Source organism: Xylophilus sp. (assembly GCA_009914555.1).
Taxonomy (GTDB): Bacteria; Pseudomonadota; Gammaproteobacteria; order Burkholderiales; family Burkholderiaceae_C; genus WNDY01.
The window spans coordinates 44,747-68,200 of record WNDY01000015.1 but is presented as its reverse complement, the minus strand read 5'-3'; the positions used below and the strand labels follow the sequence as shown (position 1 = coordinate 68,200).

General features: G+C 68.7%; 14 protein-coding genes and 1 pseudogene. 2 read left to right on the top strand and 13 right to left on the bottom strand.

The annotated features are described in order from the left end of the window. Nucleotides 1–110 precede the first annotated feature (110 nt). Both GAK38_RS09595 and GAK38_RS09590 read right to left on the bottom strand, forming a co-directional pair. Entirely contained in the window at nucleotides 111–1,724 is a 1,614-nt protein-coding gene (locus tag GAK38_RS09595) for a TonB-dependent receptor domain-containing protein (protein WP_325343551.1), read from the bottom strand. A gap of 134 nt (nucleotides 1,725–1,858) precedes the next feature. Beyond that, nucleotides 1,859–3,313 (bottom strand): acyl-CoA dehydrogenase family protein, encoded by a 1,455-nt coding sequence (locus GAK38_RS09590; RefSeq protein ID WP_325343550.1) that lies wholly within the window; start codon nucleotides 3,311–3,313, stop codon nucleotides 1,859–1,861. Between the two features lie 884 nt (nucleotides 3,314–4,197). On the opposite strand from GAK38_RS09590, the gene GAK38_RS09585 reads away from it, so the two are divergent. Beyond that, nucleotides 4,198–5,253, top strand: a complete 1,056-nt coding sequence (locus GAK38_RS09585) for an aldo/keto reductase (RefSeq protein ID WP_325343548.1) — start codon at nucleotides 4,198–4,200, stop codon at nucleotides 5,251–5,253. A 154-nt stretch (nucleotides 5,254–5,407) separates the two neighbouring features. On the opposite strand, the gene GAK38_RS09580 is transcribed toward GAK38_RS09585, so the two are convergent. The 9 genes from GAK38_RS09580 to GAK38_RS09540 all read right to left on the bottom strand — a co-directional run bounded on the left by GAK38_RS09580 (nucleotide 5,408) and on the right by GAK38_RS09540 (nucleotide 18,018). After that, nucleotides 5,408–7,126: an ABC transporter substrate-binding protein gene (locus GAK38_RS09580; protein WP_325343546.1), complete on the bottom strand. Its 1,719-nt coding sequence runs from the start codon at nucleotides 7,124–7,126 to the stop codon at nucleotides 5,408–5,410. A 1-nt stretch (nucleotide 7,127) separates the two neighbouring features. Beyond that, nucleotides 7,128–8,867 carry a dipeptide ABC transporter ATP-binding protein gene (locus GAK38_RS09575; protein ID WP_325343545.1) on the bottom strand — a complete coding sequence of 580 codons (1,740 nt, stop codon included), beginning with the start codon at nucleotides 8,865–8,867 and terminating at the stop codon, nucleotides 7,128–7,130. Continuing rightward, entirely contained in the window at nucleotides 8,864–9,784 is a 921-nt protein-coding gene (locus GAK38_RS09570) for an ABC transporter permease (protein WP_325343543.1), read from the bottom strand. The genes GAK38_RS09575 and GAK38_RS09570 overlap by 4 nt, the downstream gene beginning before the upstream one ends. A 70-nt stretch (nucleotides 9,785–9,854) precedes the next feature. Further along, nucleotides 9,855–11,222: an LLM class flavin-dependent oxidoreductase gene (locus GAK38_RS09565; protein ID WP_325343541.1), complete on the bottom strand. Its 1,368-nt coding sequence runs from the start codon at nucleotides 11,220–11,222 to the stop codon at nucleotides 9,855–9,857. Beyond that, nucleotides 11,219–12,547: an acyl-CoA dehydrogenase family protein gene (locus tag GAK38_RS09560; RefSeq protein ID WP_325343539.1), complete on the bottom strand. Its 1,329-nt coding sequence runs from the start codon at nucleotides 12,545–12,547 to the stop codon at nucleotides 11,219–11,221. Before GAK38_RS09560 ends, GAK38_RS09565 begins: the two co-directional genes overlap by 4 nt. Next, nucleotides 12,544–13,470, bottom strand: a complete 927-nt coding sequence (locus tag GAK38_RS09555) for an ABC transporter permease (protein WP_325343537.1) — start codon at nucleotides 13,468–13,470, stop codon at nucleotides 12,544–12,546. Before GAK38_RS09555 ends, GAK38_RS09560 begins: the two co-directional genes overlap by 4 nt. An 8-nt stretch (nucleotides 13,471–13,478) precedes the next feature. Continuing rightward, entirely contained in the window at nucleotides 13,479–15,257 is a 1,779-nt protein-coding gene (locus GAK38_RS09550; protein WP_325343536.1) for an ABC transporter substrate-binding protein, read from the bottom strand. A gap of 49 nt (nucleotides 15,258–15,306) precedes the next feature. Continuing rightward, nucleotides 15,307–17,469 carry a TonB-dependent receptor family protein gene (locus GAK38_RS09545; protein ID WP_325343535.1) on the bottom strand — a complete coding sequence of 721 codons (2,163 nt, stop codon included), beginning with the start codon at nucleotides 17,467–17,469 and terminating at the stop codon, nucleotides 15,307–15,309. A gap of 300 nt (nucleotides 17,470–17,769) precedes the next feature. Continuing rightward, nucleotides 17,770–18,018, bottom strand: a complete 249-nt coding sequence (locus GAK38_RS09540; RefSeq protein WP_325343533.1) for a hypothetical protein — start codon at nucleotides 18,016–18,018, stop codon at nucleotides 17,770–17,772. Nucleotides 18,019–18,062: 44 nt separating this feature from the next. Between GAK38_RS09540 and GAK38_RS09535 the strand changes: the two genes are divergently transcribed. Beyond that, nucleotides 18,063–19,568 carry an NtaA/DmoA family FMN-dependent monooxygenase gene (locus GAK38_RS09535; RefSeq protein ID WP_325343531.1) on the top strand — a complete coding sequence of 502 codons (1,506 nt, stop codon included), beginning with the start codon at nucleotides 18,063–18,065 and terminating at the stop codon, nucleotides 19,566–19,568. 334 nt (nucleotides 19,569–19,902) lie between these two features. Here the strand turns inward: GAK38_RS09535 and GAK38_RS09530 are convergent. After that, a pseudogene (locus tag GAK38_RS09530) lies at nucleotides 19,903–21,321 on the bottom strand (ABC transporter ATP-binding protein); the annotation flags it as partial. 191 nt (nucleotides 21,322–21,512) lie between these two features. Continuing rightward, nucleotides 21,513–23,435, bottom strand: a complete 1,923-nt coding sequence (locus tag GAK38_RS09525; protein WP_325343529.1) for an ABC transporter ATP-binding protein — start codon at nucleotides 23,433–23,435, stop codon at nucleotides 21,513–21,515. Between the last annotated feature and the right edge of the window lie 19 nt (nucleotides 23,436–23,454).

Genomic DNA, 23,454 nt, shown 5'->3' with positions numbered 1-23,454 from the left:
TGCAGGGCGATCAGCATGCTTGGACCTCCGGAGGTGATTGCAGTGACTCTATCAATCCTCGCATCACCGCTCGGGCCATGAAGAGTGGATAGCGATTCTCGCTTATGCAATCATCCGGGATGCGACACGTAGGCGAAGTGCGGGCCGGGAGCGGCACGAACGCTGGTCAGGGGAAAGCCCCAGGTCACCGGTGGATCGATCGAACGGCCCAGACCGGTGAACAGTTGCACGTCTGGCGTGGCCTGCCAGTTCAACCCCAGGCGCGGCACGGCAAACCACTTGTCGTAATCGACCTGACCGGGCAAGCCGCTGGTCTTTGGAATAATTCCGCTGGCGGTGAGAGAACGCTTGACTTCCACCGCGGACAGCCCGGCGGTGAGGGTGGTGCGCTCATTCAAATGCAGGGCGTTGTTCACACCGATGGTGGCATCGCGCGAACCGCTGTAATCAGCACCGTAGTACCAGACCTTGTTCGTGCTGCCGGTCGGAACCCGATTCCCCCCATTGGTACCCCCATTGAGTTGCGTGAAGTCGAAAATGAAGGTTGTGTCGCTCTTGAGACCGAAGAGAGTGTCGTTCGTACGGAAATAGCGGATTTGCGGAGAAATATAAAGCGAAGGCCACTCGCTATAGGTGCTGGTGTCTCTGCTGTTGTCCAGATTGAACCTGTTGAGCCCAAGCGCCACTTCCAGCCGTGAATCGTCGTCGAATGTATATTCGAGCCTTCCCACGGCGAGCGCCGAGTAACTCCATCGTCCATACGAACCTGTCGCAGCCTGTCGAGGATTGTCGCGAATCTGCGCCAGCGTCAAAGCGCCCCCGTTGCGATAGTTCTCCTGTCCATATCGGAAAAGAAAGTGTGCCTTGAGGCGGCTATTGAAGGTGTGCCCCACGTTGAGCACTACGTCGTCAATGCCCTTGACAGGGGCTTCCGCCTGATAGCCGTCGCGCTGGCTGTGCAATACCGAGAGGTAATAATCGGTGGCGCCGTCTTCGCTGACGCCACCGTAGCTTGCCCTGGCCTTGACGTAGCCGTAGCTGCCGCCTTCGAACCCTACGGAAAATCCGGGCGCCGTGCGCCCCGTATGCGTCACGGAATTGATGGCGCCGCCAATGGCCAGGGCGCCATAGGTGAAGGCATTCGTTCCGTTGAGGATTTCGGTGTAGTTCACTCCATTGGGCGTCAGCAAAGTCTCCTGTGTGCCGCCAGGCCCGGAGATGGGGGAGCCGTCGATCAGATAGCGGATGCCTCGGGCATAGCCCGCGTAAAACGTATTGATCCCCGACCCGCGGATGGAGATGAGATTCGCGCTGCTGCCGCCCGTGGCCACCGCCAGCACGCCTGGCTGGTAGGCCAGCACATCTTCCAAATTGGCGGCGCGGCCTTTCTCGACTGCGGAGTTATCGACGACGCTGGCGGTACCTGGTATCTTTCTGAGCTTTTCTTTGGCTGCCTCTGGCGAGTCATTCTTGGCTCCGGAAACGACGATCGTGTCGAGCTTGACATCACTCGTCGCAGAGGAGGACTCCTGCGCGTGCAATGCTCCTCCGGCACAGGCAGCCAAAACACCCGCCGCAATTCCTTGCAAGCGAAATAACTTAATATCTTTCAAAGCCTTTTGCATATGAGACCGCCGGGTCAATTCCATAGGAAAAATCAAGAAGGGGCCGATCCTTTTCGCAATTCCCATGCCAATTTGCTTTTCAACGCGTAGATGCTTCACACTTGAATCCACCGCGCCTTGGGACCGTCGACATTCGCTCCGCCCGGCTTCTCAGGCAGCAGTTATTCAGCAATGGATGCATGTCGACCAGCAGGTCGAGGCGCTGTGCCGGCGCGGCTTGCTGCGACGGCGCCTCACGGCGCCCCGGCGGACGGGCCATCGAGGGGCGCCGCCGGGTCTTGCGGTTCCGCCGCTTCCCGTGCCGCTTCCGCCTGCCGCTTCTCGCGCTCCCACAGCCCTGGGGCGACGCCGTTGAGGAAGTAGTCGCCGATCGCGCGTTCGCGCTGGATGGCGGGGTTGTGCGACGCCGCCGTGCGGGCGTTGCGCCAGTGGCGGTCGAGTTGGCGGCTCTGGCTGGTGGCCGAGGCGCCGCCCACGTCGAAGATCTGGGTCGTCGCATCCAGTACGGCAGGGATGACGATCTGCTGCGTCTGGTACGCCTTGATCTCGGTGGCGGCGTAGTCCGCCTCGGTCGCCTTGCCGTGCTGGGCCAGCTGGTAGAGGTCTTCGAGGTGCTGGGCGAGAGCGAGCACCTGGGTCTCGGCGGAATACACCAGGCTCGACACCTTGCCGACCACGCGCTGCACGAGCGGATCGTCCTTGGGCAGAGGCCGCCCTTCGCCGGCCTGCCGGTTGAAGGTGCGCGTGCGCGGCAGCACGAACGCAATGCCTTCGCGCAAGGCGGCCCGCGCGGCGCCGGCCATGCTCGTGAGCAGCACGAGTTGCAGGAAGGAAGTGCCATAGGAGAGCCGCTCGCCCGGCGCGCGCGGCTCCCCGGCGGGCGTGGCGGATTCGCCGGCGGGCGCCGGTGTGGCCGGAGCATCCCCTCCAGGCCTTTCAGAAGAGCCGGGCCTGCGGGGGTGGATGCGGAGTATCTGGTCCTCGGTAATCTTCACGCGGTCGAAGCGGGTGGTGCCGCTGCCTGTCAGGCGCTGGCCGAAGCCGTCCCAGTCGTCGATGCGGGTGACGCCGGGCGCATCGACCGGCACGGCGATGCTGGCGCCGCCCTGCGCGCCATCGGCCACGGAAGCGATGATCCAGTCGGCGTAGATCGTGCCGGTGCTGTAGTACTTGACGCCGTCGACGAACAGTTCGCCGTTCTCGCGCAGGAGCCTGGCGTTGCCGGCTAGGCTGGCCTGCTCGGCCATCGCGTAGCCGAACAGGGTGCCCTTGGCGACCTCCGGGAACCAGCGTGCATGGACTTCGGGCTGCGGCAGGTTCAGCCGCATTTCGAGCCATGCGAAGTGGCCGCGGAACAGGTGGGAAACGTTGGAGTCGGCCTCGGCCAGTTCGAGCAGCAGGCGGAAGAACTGCGGCAGCGTGGCGCCCAGGCCGCCGTAGAACTTCGGGATGCGCACGGCGCCGAAGCCCGTCTCGCGCAGCCAGCCGACCGCTTCGTAGGCGAGCTCGCGCTTGCGTTCGCGCTCGATCGCGCCTTCGGCGATGCGCGCGAAGATGGGGCGAAAGCGCGCGGCCAGCGTGTCCCAGGAGGGGGCGTCGGCCGGGCTGATGTATGCGTCGGGAGCCGCCTCGACGGGGATCGGTGGGGTGGGCGCTTCGGCAGGAGGGGCGATAGTGGTGTCGGACATGGAGGGACAGGACAGGAGGTTTTCGTGCAGATCGATCAGGGTGGGCTTCGAGCAGGTGCGAAGGGTTCAGCGCCCGTGGCTTCGTGAACGCCGCCATCGCGGACTTCGTAGACGGGGTCGGCCAGCCGCAGCAGCGCTTCGCGGCGGGTGATGGCGATGATTCGTGGGCGCGCGCCTACGCACCCGTTCGAATGCACGCGCCTCGCGGAGGCCCGCCAAAGTCGTCATTTCGTTCCGCTTCGTGCCGCGCGCGCATGGACGCCGAGAAGATGCTCTTGGCCCGCTCCGACGCCCGTGCGACGGTCCAGCACCGGCCGCAGGCGCCGGCCGGCAGGACAGCCGTCACCGCGTCATCCCGGCTGCCTGCGGCAGCGAGAGCATGGGCACTCTCTCGCGCAGCAGGCAGGGGACCACGGCGCCACGTGCGGCGACTGCGGCCATGAACGGCGATGCCGCCAGAAAATGCCACGGCAATGCCTTGTGCCGACCTGCCGTGGTCCGACAAGCGGCAGCGCAGCCCTGGAACAGTTCCCTAATAAACGGCATTCAACTCCATTGCCTGTCTTAGGGAGCCTGTATTGCAGGAGCACTCCTGCTTCCGGGGAAGTGGCCATGGGACATGGGGCAAGCCGATGCACAGACCATGCCATCCGGCCAGGCGCCAGCGATCCACTGCAGGCGATGACCCCCGGCAGGTCCGGGCCATCATGGTCGCTGCCCGCGCAGCAGCCGATGCTGCGGGAATGCTGCCCGCAGAGCAACCGTCGGGTATCGCGCCCCGTCGGGACCGGGGCGGTTCCAGTATCTTTCGGCTGCCGGTATCGGACTCGGAGCTGGCACGGAAATCGCTGCCGGCCCTGTCTTTCCATTTCTGTTTTCCGACCATGCAATATCGACGCCTCGGCCCCACGGGCCTGCAAGTCAGCGCGCTGTCGTTCGGCTCCTGGGTCAATTTCGGCACCAGCATCGACGCAAGCGCCGCCGTGGAGATCCTGGCGGCCGCGCGCGATGCCGGCATCAACTTCCTCGACAACGCCGAGGGCTATGCCAGCGGCGAATCGGAGCGCGTCATGGGCGAGGCGCTGCACCGCCTGGGCTGGGCCCGTAGCGCCTACGTCGTCACCACCAAGTTCTTCCGCGGCCTGGGCGATGGTCCGAACCAGGGACGCACACTCAACCGCAAGTACCTGCTGAACGCCATCGACGGCTCGCTCCAGCGCTTCGGGCTGGACTACGTGGACGTGGCCTACGCCCACCGGCCGGACCCGCATACCCCGATCGAGGAAACCGTCTGGGCCTTCCACGACATCATCCACCGCGGCAAGGCGCTGTACTGGGGCACGTCGGAATGGAGCGCCGACGAGATCCGCGCGGCCTGGGACGTGGCCGAGCGCCACCACCTGCACAAGCCGGTGACCGAGCAGCCGCAGTACAACCTGCTGCACCGCCGGCGCGTGGAGCAGGAGTACGCGCGGCTTTATGGAGACATCGGCCTGGGCCTGACGGTGTGGAGTCCGCTGGCCGGCGGCCTGCTGAGCGGCAAGTACCTCGACGGCGTGCCCGAGGGCAGCCGCGCGGCCTCGACCGCGATCAGCGCCCGCGGGCTGCGGCGCCGCATCGAGGACGAAGGGCTGAAAGGCGCGCTGCGTGCTCTGGCGGGCATTGCCGCGGATCTGCAGACCACCCTGCCCCGCCTGTCGCTGGCCTGGATCCTGCGCAACCCGCGCGTGTCCACCGTCATCACGGGCGCGACGTCGGTGGCTCAGCTCCGGGAGAACGTGGGTGCGCTGGACGTGCTGCCCAAGCTCGACGCCGCCGTCGCGGCGCGCATCGACGACGCGCTGGAAGGCCGCATCGATGCCTGGACGCCGTCTGGCGGCGGCCGCGGTGAGCCGGGCGGGTGGCCCCGGGCGACAGCTGCGGGCACGCCCGCGAACTGAGCCGCCCGCGCCGGGCGGCCGGCGTGCCGCCCACCGGTGCCGCACGTTTATATGACGGAGTATGCTCCTGATGCGCATGCTATATGCCGGCTATGGTGATGAACATCGGGGAGTATCTATCTCGCCCCGGCCCGCTTTCCCTGCCCCGCCGCCCCTAGCGGTCCAACCAGGCGTTCACGAACAACGGAATGTTGTGCGAGGTGTCGAACAGGATGCCCTTCACGTCGCGGCGCCAGGCGCTGATATGGTGGTTCTCGTAGGCCGGTACGGCGGGCGCCAGTTCGGTCAGGCGTTGCTGGGCCTGGCTGTAGAGCGCCTGCTGCTCGGCGGGCACCATGGTGTGCCGCGCGCGCGTGAGCAGGTCGTCGAATACCGGGTCGTTCAAGCGTGAGACGTTGGCGCCGATCACCTTGTCGGTCGGGATCGCACTGCTGTGATAGAGGATGGATAGCCCGTCGGGCGTGTTGGTGTGCCAGACGCCGCCTGCCAGCAACTGGTATTCACCCGTCGTGCGCAGCGTGTTCATGATCTGTGCCGGCAGCAGGCGGATGGTGATCTCCAGGCCCACCTTCCTGGCATCGGCTTGCAGCGCCACCGCGGTGCCGGTCGGCGAGTTCGCGCCGCCGGTCTGCACCAGTTCGGCCGACAGGCGCTTGCCGTTTTTGACGCGAAAGCCCTCGGCGTCCCGTTCGGCCCAGCCCGCCTCGTCGAGAATCTTGTTGGCGGCGGCGGGGTCGTACTTCAGCACGTCCCGCCAGCGCGGGTCGTAGTAGCGCGTGTTGGCCGACAGAAAGTCGCTGGTGACGCGGTATTCGCCGAAACCCTGGATCCAGGCCAGGCCTTCGCGGTCGATGGCCTTGGCGAGCGCCACGCGCACGCGCGGGTCGTCGAACGGCGGGCGCTGCGTGTTGAACGTGAGCGAGCGGCTCGGGTTGCCTTTGCGGATACGGCTGTGCAGTTCGAAATCCGCGTTGGCGCGAATGGCTTCGGCGTTCTGCGGCGGCACGTCCAGCGTCACGTCGTACTGGCCGGCCAGCAGCGCGCTGTAGCGGATCAGGGCTTCGGGAACGAAGCTCAGTTCGATCCGGTCGACGTAGGCCGGGCCCTTGTGCCGCAACACCGGCGGCGACCAGTGGTAATCGGCCCGGCGCACGAACGTGGCGTGCTGATCCCGCACGTAGCTCTCCAGCACGAAGGGGCCGCTGCCTGCGGGGTGGTCGATGATGCTCTTGGGGTCTTCGCGGATCTGCTTGGGCGACAGCATCGGCAGCCACCCCTGTGCCAGCACGCCCAGGAAGGGCGCATAGGCTTCGCGCAGGTGCGCGCGGAAGACGTATTCGCTGACGACTTCGCCGTGGTCGTAGGGCGCGATGTAGTAGGCGGCCAGGGGCGACTTGGTTTTCGGGTCCCGCATGTGCTCCAGGTTGAGCCGCACCGCCTCGGCATTGAACGGCGTGCCGTCGCTGTAGGTGACGTCGTCGCGCAGGTGGAAGGTGTAGGTCAGGCCGTCCGGGGAGATGTCCCAGGACGTGGCGAGCCACGGCGAAATATCGCCGTTCTCGTCCTGATAGACCAGGCTGTCGTAGATGATGCGGCTGAGCCAGGGCGCGTTGCTGTGCGATACGGCGTGGAAGTCGAATGTATGGATGTCCGACGCCGCCGAAACGCGCAGCACGCCGCCCGGCCGGCCTTCGCCCCGGGCGTGGAAGTCGGTCGCCGGATAGCGCAGCCGGCCGCCGTCGAACACGCCGTCGGCATGCAGGGCTCCGATGCTGCGCCGGGTATCGACCGACGATCCATCCGACCGTGTGCACCCCACCGACAGCGCGGCGCAGAGCGCCGCGATGGCGCAAGCGGAAAGACGATGCTTCACTTCAAACCGATGGGCGTGCGGCTTGCAGTCCACCGGCGCCTTCCTGGAGGTCCTGGCGGATCTGCAGTTTCGGAATGGCGTTGAACAGCGCGCGGGTATAGGGGTGCTGCGGGCGGTCGAATATCTCGCGCACCGGGCCGCTCTCGACGATGCGGGCGTCCTTCATGACCAGGACGCGCTCGCTCACCCGGTTGATGACGCCGAGGTCGTGCGAGATGAACAGGCAGGCCAGTCCCAGGCGCTGCTTCAGGTCGATCAGCAGTTCGAGGATCTGCGCCTGCACCGACACATCCAGCGCCGAGACCGGCTCGTCGCAGACCAGCACCTCCGGCTCGGCCGCCAGCGCACGCGCGATGGCCACGCGCTGGCGCTGGCCGCCCGACAGCTGGATCGGCCGCCGGTTCAGCAGGCCGGGGTCGAGCCGGACCAGCTCCAGCAGTTCGGCGGCCCGGCGGCGCTGCGCCGCGCCGCCTCTGAAGCCGGCCACCTCCAGCGCCTCGCCAAGCACGCGCTCCACCGTCCAGCGCGGGTCGAAGGACGCCAGCGGGTCCTGGAACACCACCTGGATGCGCTTGCGGCCTTTGGCCGCCCGGCCGTTGCGGCCGAGCCTCGCGCCGTGTACCCGGACTTCGCCCTGGTCGGCTTTCTCCAGCCCGAGCACCATGCGCACCAGCGTGGTCTTGCCGGAGCCGGAGCCACCCACGATGCCCAGCGTCTCGCCGGCGCGCAGCACGAACAATGCGTCTTCCACCGCGGTGCGGCGGCGCCGGTCGGGTCCCGGGAACGCCTTGTACAGCCCGCGCGCCTCGACCACGACGGGCGCGCTGTCCGGCACGGTCGCCGGCGCTGCCTGCCAGCCCAGCGTGTGCACGCTGGCGGCCGCGCGCAGCAGCGACTTGGTGTAGCCGTGCTGCGGATCCTGCAGCACCTGCCCGACCGGGCCCTGCTCCACGATCACGCCGTTGTGCATGACGGCCACGCGGTCGGCCAGCTGCGCCACGACGGCGAGATCGTGGCTCACCACCAGCATGGCGCAGTCGCGGCTGCGCAGCTGCGCCAGCAGTTCCAGCACCTGGGCCTGCACCGTGGCGTCGAGCGCAGTGGTTGGCTCGTCGGCGATCAGCAGATGGGGGTGCGTGGCGATGGCAGAGGCGATCAGCGCACGCTGGCGCAGGCCGCCGGACAGCTGGTGCGGATACTGCGCCGCGCGCAGTTCGGGCTCGGGCACGCCGACGGCGCGCAGCAGCTCGATCACGCGCCTGGCGCGGTCGGCCTTCGCAAGGTCGGTATGCAGCCGCAGCGGCTCCTCGATCTCGCGGCCGACGGGGCGCAGCGGGTCCAGCGAGCCCAGCGCGTCCTGCATCACGAAGCCGATCCGCCCGCCGCGCAGTTGCCGCCAGCGTTTTGCGGCGATGCTCAGCAGATCGATGCCGTCGAAGCCGAGGCGGTGCGCATCGACCACGGCGTTGTCGCCCGCCAGGCCGACCAGGCTGCGGCTGGTCACGCTCTTGCCGGAACCCGACTCGCCGACGATCGCCAGGCTTTCGCCCCGCGCGATCGAGAACGAAACGCGGTTGACGACCGGCGGCGCTCCAGGGCCGAAACGCACGGTCAGCTCCCGCACATCGACCAGCGTGCCGGGGTCCGGTCTCTGCGTACCGTCCGCCCGGAAATTCGGCACGGGGACGGGTGACCGCCGGGCATCGAGAAGACCGAACGGCGTACTTGCCAGGGCACTCATGCCGTCTTTCCTTCGCGGCGGCGCATGACCGCGCGGCCGAGGCCGCTGATCGCCAGCACGGTGGCGATGACCGTCAGGGCCGGCGCGGCCATGAGCCACCAGGCGTTGGCCAGATAGTCGCGGCCGACCGACAGCATCGCGCCCCATTCGGGCGCGGGTGGCGGCGCGCCGAAGCCCAGGAAGCTCAGCGCCGCGACCGCCCCGATCTTGCCGCCGACGCTGATCGTGGCCAGCAGCAGCGTGGACTTCATCGCGTTGGGCAGCACGTGGCGCACGATGATGCGCGGCCGGCTGACGCCCAGGGTGGAAGCGGCCTCCACGTAACCCGAGCTGCGCACGATCTGGGCCTGGGCGCGGATCAGCCGGGCATAGCGCGGTATGCCCGAAATGCCGATGGCGATGACCGCGTTGACGGCGCTCTGCCCCCAGAACGTGATGATGACCAGCGCGAGCAGCAGGTCGGGAAAGCCGAGCAGCACGTCGACCGCGCGCATGACCGCCGCGTCCAGCCAGCGCGGTCCGAGGCCGGCGGCCAGCCCCAGCACGATGCCGCCCACCAGTGCGCACATGCTGGCCGCGAAAGCCATGATCAGCGACTTGCGCGTTCCGTAGACCAGGCGCGTGAGCACGTCGCGGCCGTTCTCGTCGGTGCCCAGCCAGTGCCCGACGCCGGGCGGCAGGAAGGCGTCGCGCGCGCTGGTCGCCAGCGGATCGCCGGACACCAGCAGCGGCGGATGGATGGCCGCCAGCAGCAGCACGAAGAGGAACAGTCCGGCCAGCAGCAGGCCGGGATGGCGTAATGCCAGCCGCGCATAGCGGGACCAGTGGCGCGTTGACTGCCTGCGCAGGTCTGCGCTTTCGGAGCGTACGGTCGCCGGCATGCCGATCTCCAGCAGGGCGGGGTCTCTGGCGTTCATGGTCGTTGTCGTCCAGTCGTTGATCGCTTCAGGGGGATGGGATCGCCAGCACGGGCGGATGGCCCGGGGCTCAGGCCGCCGTGGCTTGGCGCGCCAGCGTGTACCGGTTGCCGGGATACGGCAGGCCGAGGTGGCCGCGCAGCGTGCCGGCGGTGTATTCGTGGCGAAAGATGCCGCGCTTGCGCAGCAGGGGCACGACCTCGTCGACGAAGATCTCGACGCCGGAGTTGAAGGCGTCGGGCATGATGTTGAAGCCGTCGGCGGCGCCGGCGCGGAACCATTCCTCGATCGTGTCGGCCACCTGCTCGGGGCTGCCGACGACGAGGCGATGGCCGACGAGGATGCGCCGCGAGAGCTGGCGCACGGTGAGGTTCTCGCGCCGCGCCAGGTTGAGCTGCGCTTCCAGGAAGCCGTGCGAGCCGCGCTCGAAGGCGGTGACCGGGCCGATGCGGTCCCAGGGCAGCGGCGCGTCCGGGTCCAGCTGGTCGACCGGTATGCCGATGCGCCCGGCGACCTGCCGCGCCAGCCCCTGTTCGCCGATGAAGGCGTTGAGCTTGTCGAAGCGGCGGACCGCCTCCTCCTCGGTGCTGCCGATCACCGTGGACAGGCCCGGCATGATCTTCAGGTGGTCCGGGTTGCGGCCCCAGCGGCGTGCACGCTCCTTCATCTCGCGGTAGAACGCCTGGCCGTCGGCCAGCGTGGTCTGCGTCGTGAAGATCGCGTCGGCCCAGCGCGAACCGAGCGCCTTGCCGCCTTCGGACGAGCCGGCCTGCACGAGCACCGGCCGGCCCTGCGGCGTGCGCGGCACGGTCAGTGCGCCCTTGACGGAGAAATACCGGCCGACGTGGTTGATCGGATGAATCCGGCCGGTGTCCGCGAACACGTTGTTGCCCTGGTCGGGCTGGATTGCATCATCCTCCCAGCTGTCCCACAGCTTGGTCACGACCTCCAGGAACTCGTCGGCGCGCGCGTAGCGGTCCGCATGCACCGGCGCGCCGCCGAGGCCGAAGTTCTGTGCCGCGGCGTCGCCGGCATTGGTGACCACGTTCCACGCGGCACGGCCGCCGGTGAGGTGGTCGATCGACGAGAAGCGGCGGGCGATGTTGTAAGGCTCGTTGTAGCTGCTCGACGCGGTGGCGATCACGCCGATATGCCGCGTGGCCAGCGCCACGGCGGTCAGCAGCACCGTCGGCTCCAGCTTGCCCAGGGGGCCGCGGCCGCCGCCGTTGCCACGCTCGCCCAGGGGCAGCGCCGGGCCGTCGGCGAGAAAGATCGCGTCCAGCGTGCCGCGTTCCTCGGAGATCCTGGCAATGTTGACGAAATAGTCGGCCGACAGCTGCGCGGTCGGCGGCACCTCGCCGAGCCGGTAGGCCGCGGCATGGGCGCCGAAGCCGAGGATGTTCATGCCGATGCTCAACTGGCGCTGCGGGGTGGTCATGCGGAAATCTTCTGGGGTTGCGGGGTGTCGCCGATCGGGGCCGCGGCGCCGGAAGCGGCGAGGTTGACTTCCGTGGAATCGGCCGGCGGCGCCGTCTCGCCGGCGGCGCGGGCCGCGGCGAGGCGCTCCTCCCAGGCCGCGCTGGGCAGCTTGCCGTTGAGGTGGTAGTTGCCCAGCGCCACCTCGCGCAGGATCGCAGGGTTGTGCGAGGACAGCGTGCGCGCGTTGCGCCAGTGGCGGTCGAGCCCGCGCGCGCCGCTGGCCGCCGAGGCGCCGCCCACCTCGAACAGCAGCGAACAGGCTTCGAGCACCTGGTGGATCACGATCTGCTGCGCCTGGAAGGCGCGGATGTCGGTGTCACCGTAGATCTCCGGTGTCGCGGTGCCCGCAAAGTGCGCCAGCCAAGCCCGTTCCAGGCTGGCCGAGACGCCTTCGACCAGCGCCTCGGCCGAGAAGGCCAGGCTCGACAGCCGGCCGACCACCCGCTGGACCGCCGGGTGGTCGGCCGGGCTGCTCTTGCCGGACACGCCGAAGCTGCGGGTGCGGCCCTTCACGTTGGCCACCGCATCGCGCAGCACGGCGCGGGCGATGCCGGCCAGGTTGGCCAGGTGCACCTGCTGGTACAGGCCGGTGATGTAGGAGCCCTCGCGCCCGCGCTCGCCGCGCCTGAAACGCCGCAGCACATACTCCTCGGGCACGCGCACGTTGTCGAAGCGCGTCGTGCCGCTGGCCGACAGGCGCTGGCCGAAGCCGTCCCAGTCATCGATGCGGGTCACGCCGGGTGCCGTCGCCGGTACGGCGAGGCTGGTGACATCCTCGCCGTCGCGCACCGACACGAAGATCCAGTCCGCATAGAGCGTGCCGGTGCAGTAGAACTTCTCGCCATCGATCACCCAGTGGTCGCCGTCCTGCGAACCCTTGACCGGGTTGTCCACGGCCTCGGCACGCTCGGCCATCGCGGCGCCGAACAGGTCGCCGGCCGCCACGCGCGCCAGCCAGCGCCGGCGACTGTCTTCCTCGTCGTCGTGGAGGCGGCCCTCGACGAAGCCGAAGTGGGCGCGGAAGATCTGTGTCAGGTTGGGATCGGCCTCGCCCAGCCGCACCAGCAGGCGAAAGAGCTGCGGCAGCGTGGCGCCCAGGCCGCCGTACTTCTTCGGCACGCGCACGCGGCCCAGGCCGGCGTCGCGCAGCCGCCGCACCTCCTCGTAGGGCAGCCGGCGCTCGCGCTCGCGCTCGACCGCGCCTTCGGCGATGCGGTCGAAGACCGGGACGAAGACCGCGAACAGTTCCTCGTCGCTCGGGGTGGCGGCATCCGTCGCTGTCATGATCTGGCGGCGATCCGCGGATCGATGATCGCGTTGAGCAGATCGACCAGGAGGTTGATCACGAGGTAGGTGGCTGCCGCGAGCAGCGTGATGCCCAGCACCATCGGCACGTCCTTGCCGTTGGCGGCCTCGCTGATCAGCCGGCCGATGCCCTGGCGGGCGAACAGGTTCTCGGCCAGCACCGCGCCGCCCAGCAGGCTCGCGAACACGAAGCCGGAGAGCGTGATCAGCGGAATCAGCGTGTGGCGCAGCGCATGGCCCAGCCGCACGCCCGCTTCCGTCAGGCCGCGTGCGCGCGCCATGACGATAAAGGGCTGCTCCAGGATGTCCTCCAGTTCCGAGCGCAGCACCTGGGTCAGCACCGCCGCCGTGGGGACCGCCAGCGTCACCACCGGCAGGATCATCGACTTCCAGCCCTGCTGGCCGACGGCGGGAAGGATCTTCAGCTGGAAGGAGAAGACCAGCAGCAGGAACAGGCCCAGCACGAAGGAAGGGATCGAGGACAGCGTGCGCTCGGTGCCGGACGACAGCGCCGCGACCCAGGGCTTGCGCTTGGCGGTCAGCACGGCGACGGCGATGGACAGCAGCAGGGCGCTGCCGCCCGCCCAGAGCGCCAGCTCGATGGTGGCGCCGATCTGGTCGCCGATGGCCCGCTTGACGGGCACGCGCAGCAGATAGGACTCCCCGAGATCGCCGTGGGACAGGCGCACCACGTAGTTCCAGAACTGCTGGTGCACCGGCAGGTCCAGGCCGTACTCGTGGCGGATCTGGTCCAGCACTTCCTTGGACACCGCCGATTCCTCGGTGCCCAGGATGGCCTGCGCCGGGTCGCCGCCGCTGAACATCAGCGCGAAGAAGGTAGTGGCCAGCGTGCCCAGCAGCACGGCGATGGCGGCGCCGAGGCGCCACAGAACGAGTCTCAACAATGGATTCATGGTTGCCCTTCGTCGAACCAGGCGTTCACGAAGACCGGTACGTTGTGGGAGGTGTCGAACAGGATGCCCTTGACCTTCTTGCGCCAGGCGCTGATGGCATGGCTTTCATAGGTCGGCACGGAAGGGACCAGCTCCGTCAGCCGCTGCTGGGCCTGGCTGTACAGCGCCTTCTGCTTGTCCGGGTCGGTGGTGCCGCGCGCGCGCGTCAGCAGGTCGTCCAGCGCCGGGTCCTGCAGGCGCGAGGCATTCTGGGCGATCACCTTCTCGCTCGGGATCGCCTGGCTGTGGTACAGCATGGTCAGGCCGTCCGGCGTGTTGGTGTGCCAGTAGCCGCTGCCTCCGAGGACCTGGTAGTCGCCCGTCATGCGCGGGCTGGTCAGCTGTTGCTGCGGCAGCAGCCGCAGCGTGAGTTCGAAGCCGATCTTCCTGGCATCGGACTGCAGCGCCACGGCCGCGCTGGTCGATGCACCCGACCCGCCGGACTGCAGCACCTCGGCATGCAGGCGCTTGCCATCCTTGACGCGGAAGCCTTCGGCATCCCTTGCCGTCCAGCCGGCCTCATCGAGGAGCCGGTTGGCGGCCGCCGGATCGTACTGGAGCGCGTCGCGCCAGCGCGGGTCGTAATGGCGGGTGTTGGCCGCCAGATAGTCGGACTTGACGCGGAATTCGCCAAAGCCCTGGATCCAGGCGATGCCCTCGCGGTCCACCGCCTTCGCCAGCGCGAGCCGTATGCGGGGGTCGTCGAACGGCGGACGCTGCGTGTTGAACGTCAGGACGCGGGTCGGGTTGCCCTTGCGGATGCGGCTGTGCAGTTCGAAGTCCGGATTGGCGCGCACGGCTTCCGCATTCTGCGGCGGCACGTCCAGCGTCACGTCGTACTGGCCGGCCAGCAGCGCGCTGTAGCGGATCAGGGCTTCCGGCACAAAATACAGCTCCAGCCGATCGATGTAGGCCGGCCCCTGGTGCCGCAGCACTGGCGGCGACCAGTCGTAGTCGGCGCGGCGCTCGAACTTCGCGTACTGGTCGCGCAGGTATTCCTTCAGCACGAAGGGCCCGGTGCCGATCGGCTTGTCGATGATGGACTTCGGCGTCTCGCGGATCTGCTTCGGCGAGATCATCCCCAGCCAGGACTGCGCGAGCACGTCGAGGAAAGGCGCATAGGGCTGGCGCAGATGGGCGCGGAACACGTACGCGCTGACGACTTCGCCATGGTCGTAGGGCGCGATGTAGAAGGCGGCCAGCGGCGACTTGATCCGCGGGTCGCGCATATGGTCCAGATTGACCCGCACCGCCTCGGCGTCGAAGGGCGTGCCGTCGCTGAACGTGACGCCTTGGCGCAGGTGGAAGGTATAGGTCAGCCCGTCCGGGGAAATATCCCAGGACGTGGCAAGCCAGGGCGAGATGTCGCCCTTTTCGTCCTGCGCCACCAGGCAGTCGTACAGGATGCGGCCCAGCCACTGCATGTTTCCGCTGGAACTGGCATGGATATCGAAGGTGTGGGTGTCGCTGGACACGGCTACGCGCAGCACGCCTCCCGGTCGGCCTTGGCCCTGCGCATGGAAGTCGGTCTCGGCATAGCGGAGCCTGCCGCCCTCGAAAACACCGTCGGCGCGGATGGCGCCGATACGGCGTTTGGCGTCGAGCTGCGCGCTGTCCGACCGCGAGCAGCCGCCCAGCGCCACCAAGACGCCCAGTGCGAGGGCGGCTCCCAGCAGCCGCCCCCACCGGCCCGGGCTTCGAGCGGCCCCGGACCTGCCGGCAATGGCTGGCCGCATGACAATCTTTCGCATATCCGATCCCGTCTGCCGTGCGCGCCTGCCTGCCTCAGAACCTGTACTCGACACCGGCGAACACGCCGAAGCCGTCGCCGGGGGAATAGGTCTGCCGGTCACGGACGCCGGCGGCGTCGAAGGTCGTACCCGAAACCGCGACGTACTTGCGATTGGCCAGGTTCTTGAAGTCGAGGTACGCATTCCATCGCTGGTCCGGCGCCACGTAGCCGAACGTCGCGCCCCAGATCGCATAGCCGGGCGCATAGGCGGAGTTGGTATAGTCCAACGGTGCGCCCTTCTGGGCTTTGAGGTTCAGGTTGGCATAGAAGCCTTCGGGATGGTCGTATTGCAGCTTGGCCTGGTAGAACTGCGGCGGCAGGCCGGGGAGGCGGCTGTTGCCCAGGCGCGAATCACCCACGTAGCGGTTGTCGTTGTAGGTATATGCGTTGCGCCATACCACCTGGCCGCCGCCCGGGCTGTGCCAGAGCCGCACGTCTGCGGCCAGTTCCACACCCTGGTGCCGCGTCGGCGTGGTCGCATTGAAGGTGCGCGTCTGGATGATGCCGCCGTTCAGCGCGGTGGCCTCCTCATCGACCACGCTCAGCAGTTCGTGCTGGACGTTGATGCGGTAGAGCGTCACGCCGCCGCTGACGATGCCGACCTGCCCGCGGATGCCCACTTCGAAGGTGTTGCCCTTCTGGTCCTGCAGATTCGTGATCTGTTTGGTCGTGCTGTCGATGCTGTAGCGCCAGTTCAGCGGCGGGTCGATGGAGCGCGTGATGTTGCCGAACACCTGCACGTCGGGCGACAGCGCATAGCGCAGGCCCACGCGCGGCGCCCAATCGGTATCCCGATAGTCGGAGGACGGCAGGTTGGGATAGGTCGTGTTGTAGCGGTAGAAGGTGGTGCGCCGCACGCTGATGAAGGCCAGCCCGCTGGTCAGCCAGAGCTCCGGCGTGATGGCGAAGTCGTTGCCGACCGACAGCGCGCGGTCGTACGAACCCTTGAAGGTGCGGTCGGCCACCAGGACACTGTTGTCCGCGCCCGACACGGTATGGGCTTGGCCAACGGGCTCTTCCGTGCCGTTGTAGGAGACATCGGTGCGGCTTTCGTGGCCCCACCACTGGTCGACCCGCGAATAACGCGCCGTATAGCTGTTGTCGTGCCAGTCCCAGTAGCCCGGCTGGCCGGTCTTGGTCTCGCGGTCGTTGATGTGCGGGTAGTGGTAGTGGCTGTAGCCGAGGTCGAGAGTCGCCTGGTCGTCGAAGGTGTAGGTGGCCTTCACCGCGCCCCAGAAAGTGCCGGGACGCGTGCCGCTGCTCGCGTTGACGCTGCTCGCCGCGGCCTGGCGCGGGTCCTGGTTCAACTGGGTCAGCGTCAGCGAGCCCGGGTTCTGGTAATACATCTCGCGGTAGCGCAGTTCCACGCGCGCGGTCAGCTTGGGGCTGATGCGGTAGCCCAGGTTGGCGACGTAGCCCTTGCTGTCCGCATGGCTCCAGTTGCGATAGCCTTTGCTCTCGGACTTTTGGGCGTTGAGGTAGTAGTCGAAGTCGCCGACCACGCCACCGTAGCTGAGGGTGGTCTTGAAATAGTGCCAGCTGCCGAATTCCTGCCTTACCCGAAAGCCGGGCGCGGTATAGCCGGTGTGCGTGGTGGCATTGATTCCACCGCCGAGATACAGCGCGCCGTACTGGAAGCTGTTGCCGCTGCGCAGGACATCGACCGAGGCCAGGCCCTGGTAGTTCAGCATATCGGGGGTCGTGCCGCCGGGGCCGGTGACCGGCAGTCCGTCGATGAGGAACTTGATGCCTTCGCGGAACACGCCCGTGCCGCTGAGGACGCCCGAGCCGCGAACGGAAATCTTGATGGCATCGTTGCCGCCGACGGACTCCGCGACCACGCCCGGCTGGAAGGCGAGGATGTCCGCCAGCGTGGCGTTGCGCCCGCGGCTCAACTCGTCGCTGGTGATGACGCTGATGTTGCCGGGGGTTTCCTTCACCTTGGCCTGCGCCTCGGATGCCCGGTTGCCGGACACGACGATCTTGTCGAGCTTCACGTTGGCGGCCGACTCATCGGCACTGCCGTCCGCCTGTGCCGGCGCGGCCGTCTGGGCCGCAGCCCCCTGCGCCATCAAAGCGCTCATCAGGACCACGGCATATGCAACGGGCGTGCGGCGCTGCGCCGGCACGGCCTTGCGGCCAAATGCAAAAAACATGATTACCTATTCTTTCGATTACCATTCCGGATGGCCCAGAAATTCCATCCCGCCATTCATGGGCAAAGCACCAGCGCTTCGCCAGTGATTCGCAGGAAGCATGCCAAATGCAAAACCCCATAAACAGAAGAAAAACCGGGCTGCCCGGCCGAATAAATGCCGCCACGTCAGCACGCTGCTGTCGCGCTGCCGCAGGAACAGCAAGGCGACGGGCCACCTGGGCCCGGCCCTCCTCCTGGGGACGGCAGCCGACACCCCTTTCGGACGGTGAAAATCGAGAATTAAATAATCTTTGGAGTTTTATTCATATGCAAAGACCGCCCTGATAATCGCGCCCATTGCATCGGCCAGGCATACCGGCGCCGCGGGAATCGCTTTTGTGGCAGCAGGCTTGCAGCAGACCTGCATTTCCTTCAGCACATAGATATTCGATTCACCGGGCCGTATGCGCCGTGGACCGGTCGGCGCGGCGGCAGGACGCGGCCGGCCGGCGTGGCGCAGGTCTTGCGAGACAGCCGGGTGGTCCGGCGTCCGCAGGAAGCCGGACACGCATCACTTGCCGGCAGGCCCGCCCACTCACAGAGGTATTCCACATGTCGAAGGACAAGAAGCAGCTGCACGTCAACCTGTTCGAGATGGCGTGCGTGGTCCACCATTCCACGGGACTCTGGGCCGAGCCCGGCGACCAGCGTCCGCGCATCGCCGAGATCGGCTTCTGGACCGAACTGGCCCAGCTGCTGGACCATGGCGGCTTCGACGCGCTGTTCCTCGCCGACGTGCTCGGCGTCTACGACCATCTCGGACTGGAAGAGGAACTCCTCTGCGGCCACCAGATCCCGACGCTCGACCCGCTGTCGCTCATCCCTGCGATGGCCGCCGTGACCTCGGGCCTGGGCTTCGGCGCCACGTTCTCGACGACCTACGAGCCGCCCTTCGCCTTCGCCCGCCGCGCGAGCACCCTCGACTTCCTCACCCACGGCCGCTTCGCCTGGAACATCGTCACCTCCTACCTGACCAATGCCGCGGAGAACTTCGGCCTCGGCGGGCAGCTGGCGCATGACGACCGCTCCCGGATCGCCGACGAGTACCTCGACGTGCTCTACAAGCTCTGGGAGGGCTCCTGGGACGACGATGCCTTCGTGCTGGACCGCGCACGGCGCGTCGTCTTCGACCCGGCCAAGGTGCGCTATATCGACCACGTCGGCGAGCACTTCCGCGTCAAGGGGCCGCACCTGACGCATCCCTCGCCGCAGCGCACGCCGTTCCTGTTCCAGGCCACCGGCTCGAATGCGGGCAAGGAGTTCGCGGCGCGCCATGCCGAGGCGCTGTTCACCTTCGGCTCTGCGGAGAACCGGGCAGACGTCCGCGCGCGGCTGGTGCGCCACGGCCGCCAGCCGGGCGACATCAAGTTCTTTCCCGGCGGCACCATCATCACCGGGCGCAGCGACCTCGAAGTCAAGAAGAAGGAAGAGCGCTACCACCGCGTGATCTTCGAGCAGAGCCCGCTGCACCCCGCGCGGCTGGGCGTGGACCTGCGCCGCTTCCAGCCGGAGGAAACGGTCGGGGAGATCAGCCAGCGCCGGGAGCCGGGTTGGGAGCGGATCGTGCGCGCGGGCTATGGCATCGCCAGCACGACCATCGGCAGCCTGATCGAGCGGCAGAAGAGCGGCGGGCGCTTCGGCCCCGAGCGCGGCGGCTTCTATGTCGCAGGCACGCCCAAGGTCGCGGCCGACGCGGTCGAGAAGTGGCTCGACGAGGACGGCATCGACGGCATCAACCTGCGCCAGTTCGCCTCGTTCGAGACCGCGCGCGACTTCATCGAACTGGTCGTGCCGGAACTGCGCAGCCGCGGCCGCTACCGCGAAGCCTACGTGCCCGGCGAGACGCTGCGCGAGCGCGTCTTCGGCGCGGGCCGCGCGCGTCTGCCGGACTACCACTTCGGCGCGCGCTACCGCGACCCGGCCAAGCTGCGGGAGCCGCGCCCGCCGCTCGTCTATCCCGAGGTGGCGCCGGAGGTGAAGCGGCGCGAGAGCCAGCGCGACAAGAACGTCGCGCTGGCCATTCCGGCGGCCCCTTCCGCAGAAAACGCGCAGCCGTGACGCCCATCATCGTATACCCCCGTATGTGACCATCCACAGCGCCCGGAACACAAGCGCTGTGGACCCATACCCCCTGAGAAGATCGCCCGTGGGCCGCGTCCACGGTCGATGCGCCGCTCGCCCACAGCCGGGCATAGAGGCCGTGGGCGCGCAGCAGTTCGTCGTGGCTGCCGATCTCGGCGATGCGCCCCTGCTCCAGCACGACGATGCGGTCGGCGTCGCGCACGGTCGAGAGGCGGTGCGCGACGATGATCGTCGTGCGCCCCCGGCGCAGCAGGGCCAGCGCGGCCTGCACCTCGCGCTCGGTGAAGCTGTCCACGTTGGCCGTGGCCTCGTCGAGAATCAGGATCTTCGGGTCGGCGAGCAGCGTGCGTGCAAAGCTCAGCAGCTGGCGCTGGCCGATCGAGAGGCTGCGCCCGCGCTGCCCCAGCGGCGTGCCGTAGCCCTGCGGCAGGGCGGCGATGAAGTCGTGCGCGCGCACCGTGCGCGCGGCGCGCTCGATGTCCTCGCGGCTGGCGTCCGGTGCGCCGTAGGCGATGTTCTGCGCCACCGTCGCGGTGAACAGGAAGGGCTCCTGCTGCACCATGCCGACGGTGCGGCTGATGCAGTCCAGGCTCAGGTCGCGCACGTCGTGGCCGCCGATCAGCACCGCGCCCTCATCCACGTCGTAGAAGCGGTGGATCAGCGCGGTGATGCTGGTCTTGCCCGAGCCGGTGGCGCCGACCAGCGCGACCGTCTCGTACGGCGCCACCACGAGGTCGATGCCGTGCAGCACACGGTGGCCGGGCCGGTAGCCGAAGTCCACGCCGCGCAGCTCGACCGACGGCTCCAGCGCCGCGGGCGAGAGCGCGCCGGGCCGGTCCTGCAGGGTCAGCGGCACGTCGAGCACGTCGAAGATGCGCTGGCCGGCCGTCATCGCGCGCTGCAGCACGGTGTACTGCATCGACAGCGCGCGGATCGGGTCGAAGAAGCGCTGCACGTAGAACATGCCCGCCACCATCAGGCCGGCGCTCAGCTCGCCGGCCAGCACCATCCGACCGCCGACGATGACGATGACGGCCAGCGCGAGGCCGGTGAGGATGTCCACCGTCGGGATCATGATCTGGGCCGCGACGGAGGATCGCATCTGGGCCCGGAAGTTGTCGCGCACGAGGCTGCCATAGCGCCGCAGGTTGACCTCCTCCCGTCCGCTTTCCTGTACCGCGCGGATGCCGTGGATGTTCTCGGCCAGCGCGGCGTTGACGGTGGAGGAGAGTTCGCGCGCGCGCAGGAAGCGCCGGCGCGCCCACGGTGTCCAGACCGCCCGCGCGCGCACCAGCGCAGGCAGCGTAGCCAGCGTCAGGCCGCCCAGCCGAGGCGAGATCCACAGCATCGCAGCCGCGATGCCCGCGAGCGTCAGCACGTCGCCGATCGCCGAGACGGAGTTCTCGACGAATTCCTGCAGCGCGCCCACGTCGCCCTGCAGCCGCGACATGAGGCGCCCGACCTGGGTGCTGTCGTGCTTGGCGAGCGCGACGTCCTGCAGGTGCTCGAACATCTGGCGCCGCAGGCCGAAGATCACGGTCTGCGCGAGCCGCCCCGCCAGCCATTCCTGCAGGTAGCCCAGGCCCACGGAAGCCGCCGTCAGCAGCGCGAAGCCGGCGATCACCCAGCCCAGCGGCCACGCGAGCGCGCCGGTGGCGCTGTCGATCACCGCGCGCACCGCCATCGGGATGCCGAGCTGCGCCAGCGTGGCGGCGACGACGACCGCCATCGTGACCCCGACCTCGCGCCGGTACGGGCGCAGGCAGGCGAACAACCGGCGCACGATGCCGGCGTCGAACCGTGCGAGCGGGCGCTCGCCGGCGATCATGTCGCCGCCGCGGCCGCCGCCAGGCCCGCCGGGGCCGAAACCGCCCCGGCCGCCGAAGCCGCCGCCTCCGGAAAAACCTCCCCAGCCTGCGCTCATGCCGCATCCTCCACGGTCGGGTCCGGCGCCCCGGGCGCCGGCACGTCGCCGCCATCGCCGGCGGCGCCGTGCTGCAGTACCCACAGCTGCGCGTAGAGGCCACCGGTGCGCAGCAGGTCTTCGTGCCGCCCGCGCTCGACGATGCGGCCGTGGTCCAGCACGATGATCTGGTCGGCGTCGCGCACCGCCGAGAGCCGGTGCGCGATGACGACCAGCGCGCGGTCGGCCAGCGCCGGCCGCAGCGCTTCGCGCAGCGCGCGTTCGGTCAGCGTGTCCAGCGCCGAGGCGCTGTCGTCGAGGATCACGATGCGCCGCTCCGGCACCAGGCCGCGGGCGATGGTCAGCCGCTGCCGCTGGCCGCCCGAGAGCGCCACGCCGCGCTCGCCCACGCGGCTGTCGTAGCCGTCGGGCAGGCGCTGCGCCTGGGCGTGGAGTTGCGCGGTGCGGGCGGCCTGCTCGACGCCCCCGCGGTCGAGTTCGGGCTCGGCATAGGCGACGTTGTCGTGCACGCTGGCATCGAAGACGAAGGCTTCCTGCGGCACCGTCGTGACCTGCCGGCGCAGCGAGCGCAGGCGCAGCGAGCGCAGGTCCTGCCCGCCCAGCGTGATGCGGCCGGCCACCGGGTCGTGGTGACGCGCCAGCAGCGCCCCCAGCGTGCTCTTGCCGCTGCCGGGCGCGCCGACGACGCCCAGGACCTGGCCGGGGCGCAGCTCCAGGCTCACGTCCCGCAGCACCAGGCGGTCCGGCTGCGAGGGGTAGGCGAAGCTGACGCCCTCGACGCGCAGCACTCCGTCGCCGGGAACGCAATCGCGCGCGCCGGGCGCCTCGGCGATGGCCGGCCGCATGTCCAGGATCTCGAACAGCCGCGTGCCCGCGCCGCCGGCGCGCGCCGCGGCGTTGACGATCATGCCGACGCCGTGCAGCGGCATGCGCAGCAGCGTCATGAAGGTCAGCACTTCGCTCAGTGCGCCCGGCGTCAGCGTCCCGGCCGCGACGCGCGCGCCGCCGGCCCACAGCACCAGCCCCATCGATGCGTAGTACGCCAGGTTGATCGCCGCGTTCGAGCCCAGCCGGATACGGATGCGCTCCAGGGTCATCGACAGCGCCCGGGCCGAGACCGCGTCGAAGCGCGCCAGTTCGCGCAGCCTGGCCGCGAAGGCGCGCACGACGCGCTGGCCCTGCAGGTTCTCCTCCATGCCCAGCGTCATGTCCGACATGCATTCCTGCAGGCGCTGCCACGAGACCCGCAGCCACACGCCCATGCGCACGGCGCGCCAGAGGACGAAAGGCACGAAGGTGAGCGCCAGCGCCGCCAGCATGGGATCCACCGAGAAAAGCCGCCAGATCCCCAGGCCCAGCAACAGCAGCAGCGTGATGCTGCGCAGCACGCCGGATTCGCGGAAGCCGCGCACGCCCTCCAGGTCGAGCATGCCGCGCGCGAGCAGGTCGCCGGAGTGGTAGCGGTCGTGATCGGCAAAGCTCAGGCGCTGCAGCTTGTCGTAGAACGCGAGCCGCAGGTCCTGGCCGACGCGCTGCGCCAGCCATTCGCCGCAAAAGCCCTGCAGCGCTGCCAGGGTGCTGCGCAGCGCACAGGCGACGACGATCCAGAAGGCGGTGGCCACCAGCGCCTGCTGCGTGCGGGCGGCCACCTCGGGCGTCGAGCCTGCGAGCCCGTGCGCCAGGTCCACCGCTTTGCCCAGCAGGTGCGGCGTCGCCAGGTTCGCGGCGGTCGAGGCGAAGGCCGTGGCAAGCGCGAAGGCGCAGGCCTTCGGGTAGGTGGTCCAGCCCTGGCGGGTCAGGCGCCACAGCACGCGCGGGACGGCGGGCAGGTTCAGGGCGGCGACGGATGCGCCTGCCCGGGCACCGTCGCGTTTGGCGGCGGTGCGGGCGTGTTCGGGACGGCTCGGCGCAGCGGTCATGCGGGCGTCGGCCCGCGAT

What these genes read in the sequence shown, in the direction of transcription:
- GAK38_RS09590 (WP_325343550.1), bottom strand. Translation starts at nt 3,313, where the DNA reads ATGTCCGACACCACTATCGCCCCTCCTGCCGAAGCGCCCACCCCACCG.
- GAK38_RS09585 (WP_325343548.1), top strand. Translation starts at nt 4,198, where the DNA reads ATGCAATATCGACGCCTCGGCCCCACGGGCCTGCAAGTCAGCGCGCTG.
- GAK38_RS09575 (WP_325343545.1), bottom strand. Translation starts at nt 8,867, where the DNA reads ATGAGTGCCCTGGCAAGTACGCCGTTCGGTCTTCTCGATGCCCGGCGG.
- GAK38_RS09570 (WP_325343543.1), bottom strand. Translation starts at nt 9,784, where the DNA reads ATGAACGCCAGAGACCCCGCCCTGCTGGAGATCGGCATGCCGGCGACC.
- GAK38_RS09565 (WP_325343541.1), bottom strand. Translation starts at nt 11,222, where the DNA reads ATGACCACCCCGCAGCGCCAGTTGAGCATCGGCATGAACATCCTCGGC.
- GAK38_RS09560 (WP_325343539.1), bottom strand. Translation starts at nt 12,547, where the DNA reads ATGACAGCGACGGATGCCGCCACCCCGAGCGACGAGGAACTGTTCGCG.
- GAK38_RS09550 (WP_325343536.1), bottom strand. Translation starts at nt 15,257, where the DNA reads ATGCGGCCAGCCATTGCCGGCAGGTCCGGGGCCGCTCGAAGCCCGGGC.
- GAK38_RS09545 (WP_325343535.1), bottom strand. Translation starts at nt 17,469, where the DNA reads ATGTTTTTTGCATTTGGCCGCAAGGCCGTGCCGGCGCAGCGCCGCACG.
- GAK38_RS09535 (WP_325343531.1), top strand. Translation starts at nt 18,063, where the DNA reads ATGTCGAAGGACAAGAAGCAGCTGCACGTCAACCTGTTCGAGATGGCG.
- GAK38_RS09525 (WP_325343529.1), bottom strand. Translation starts at nt 23,435, where the DNA reads ATGACCGCTGCGCCGAGCCGTCCCGAACACGCCCGCACCGCCGCCAAA.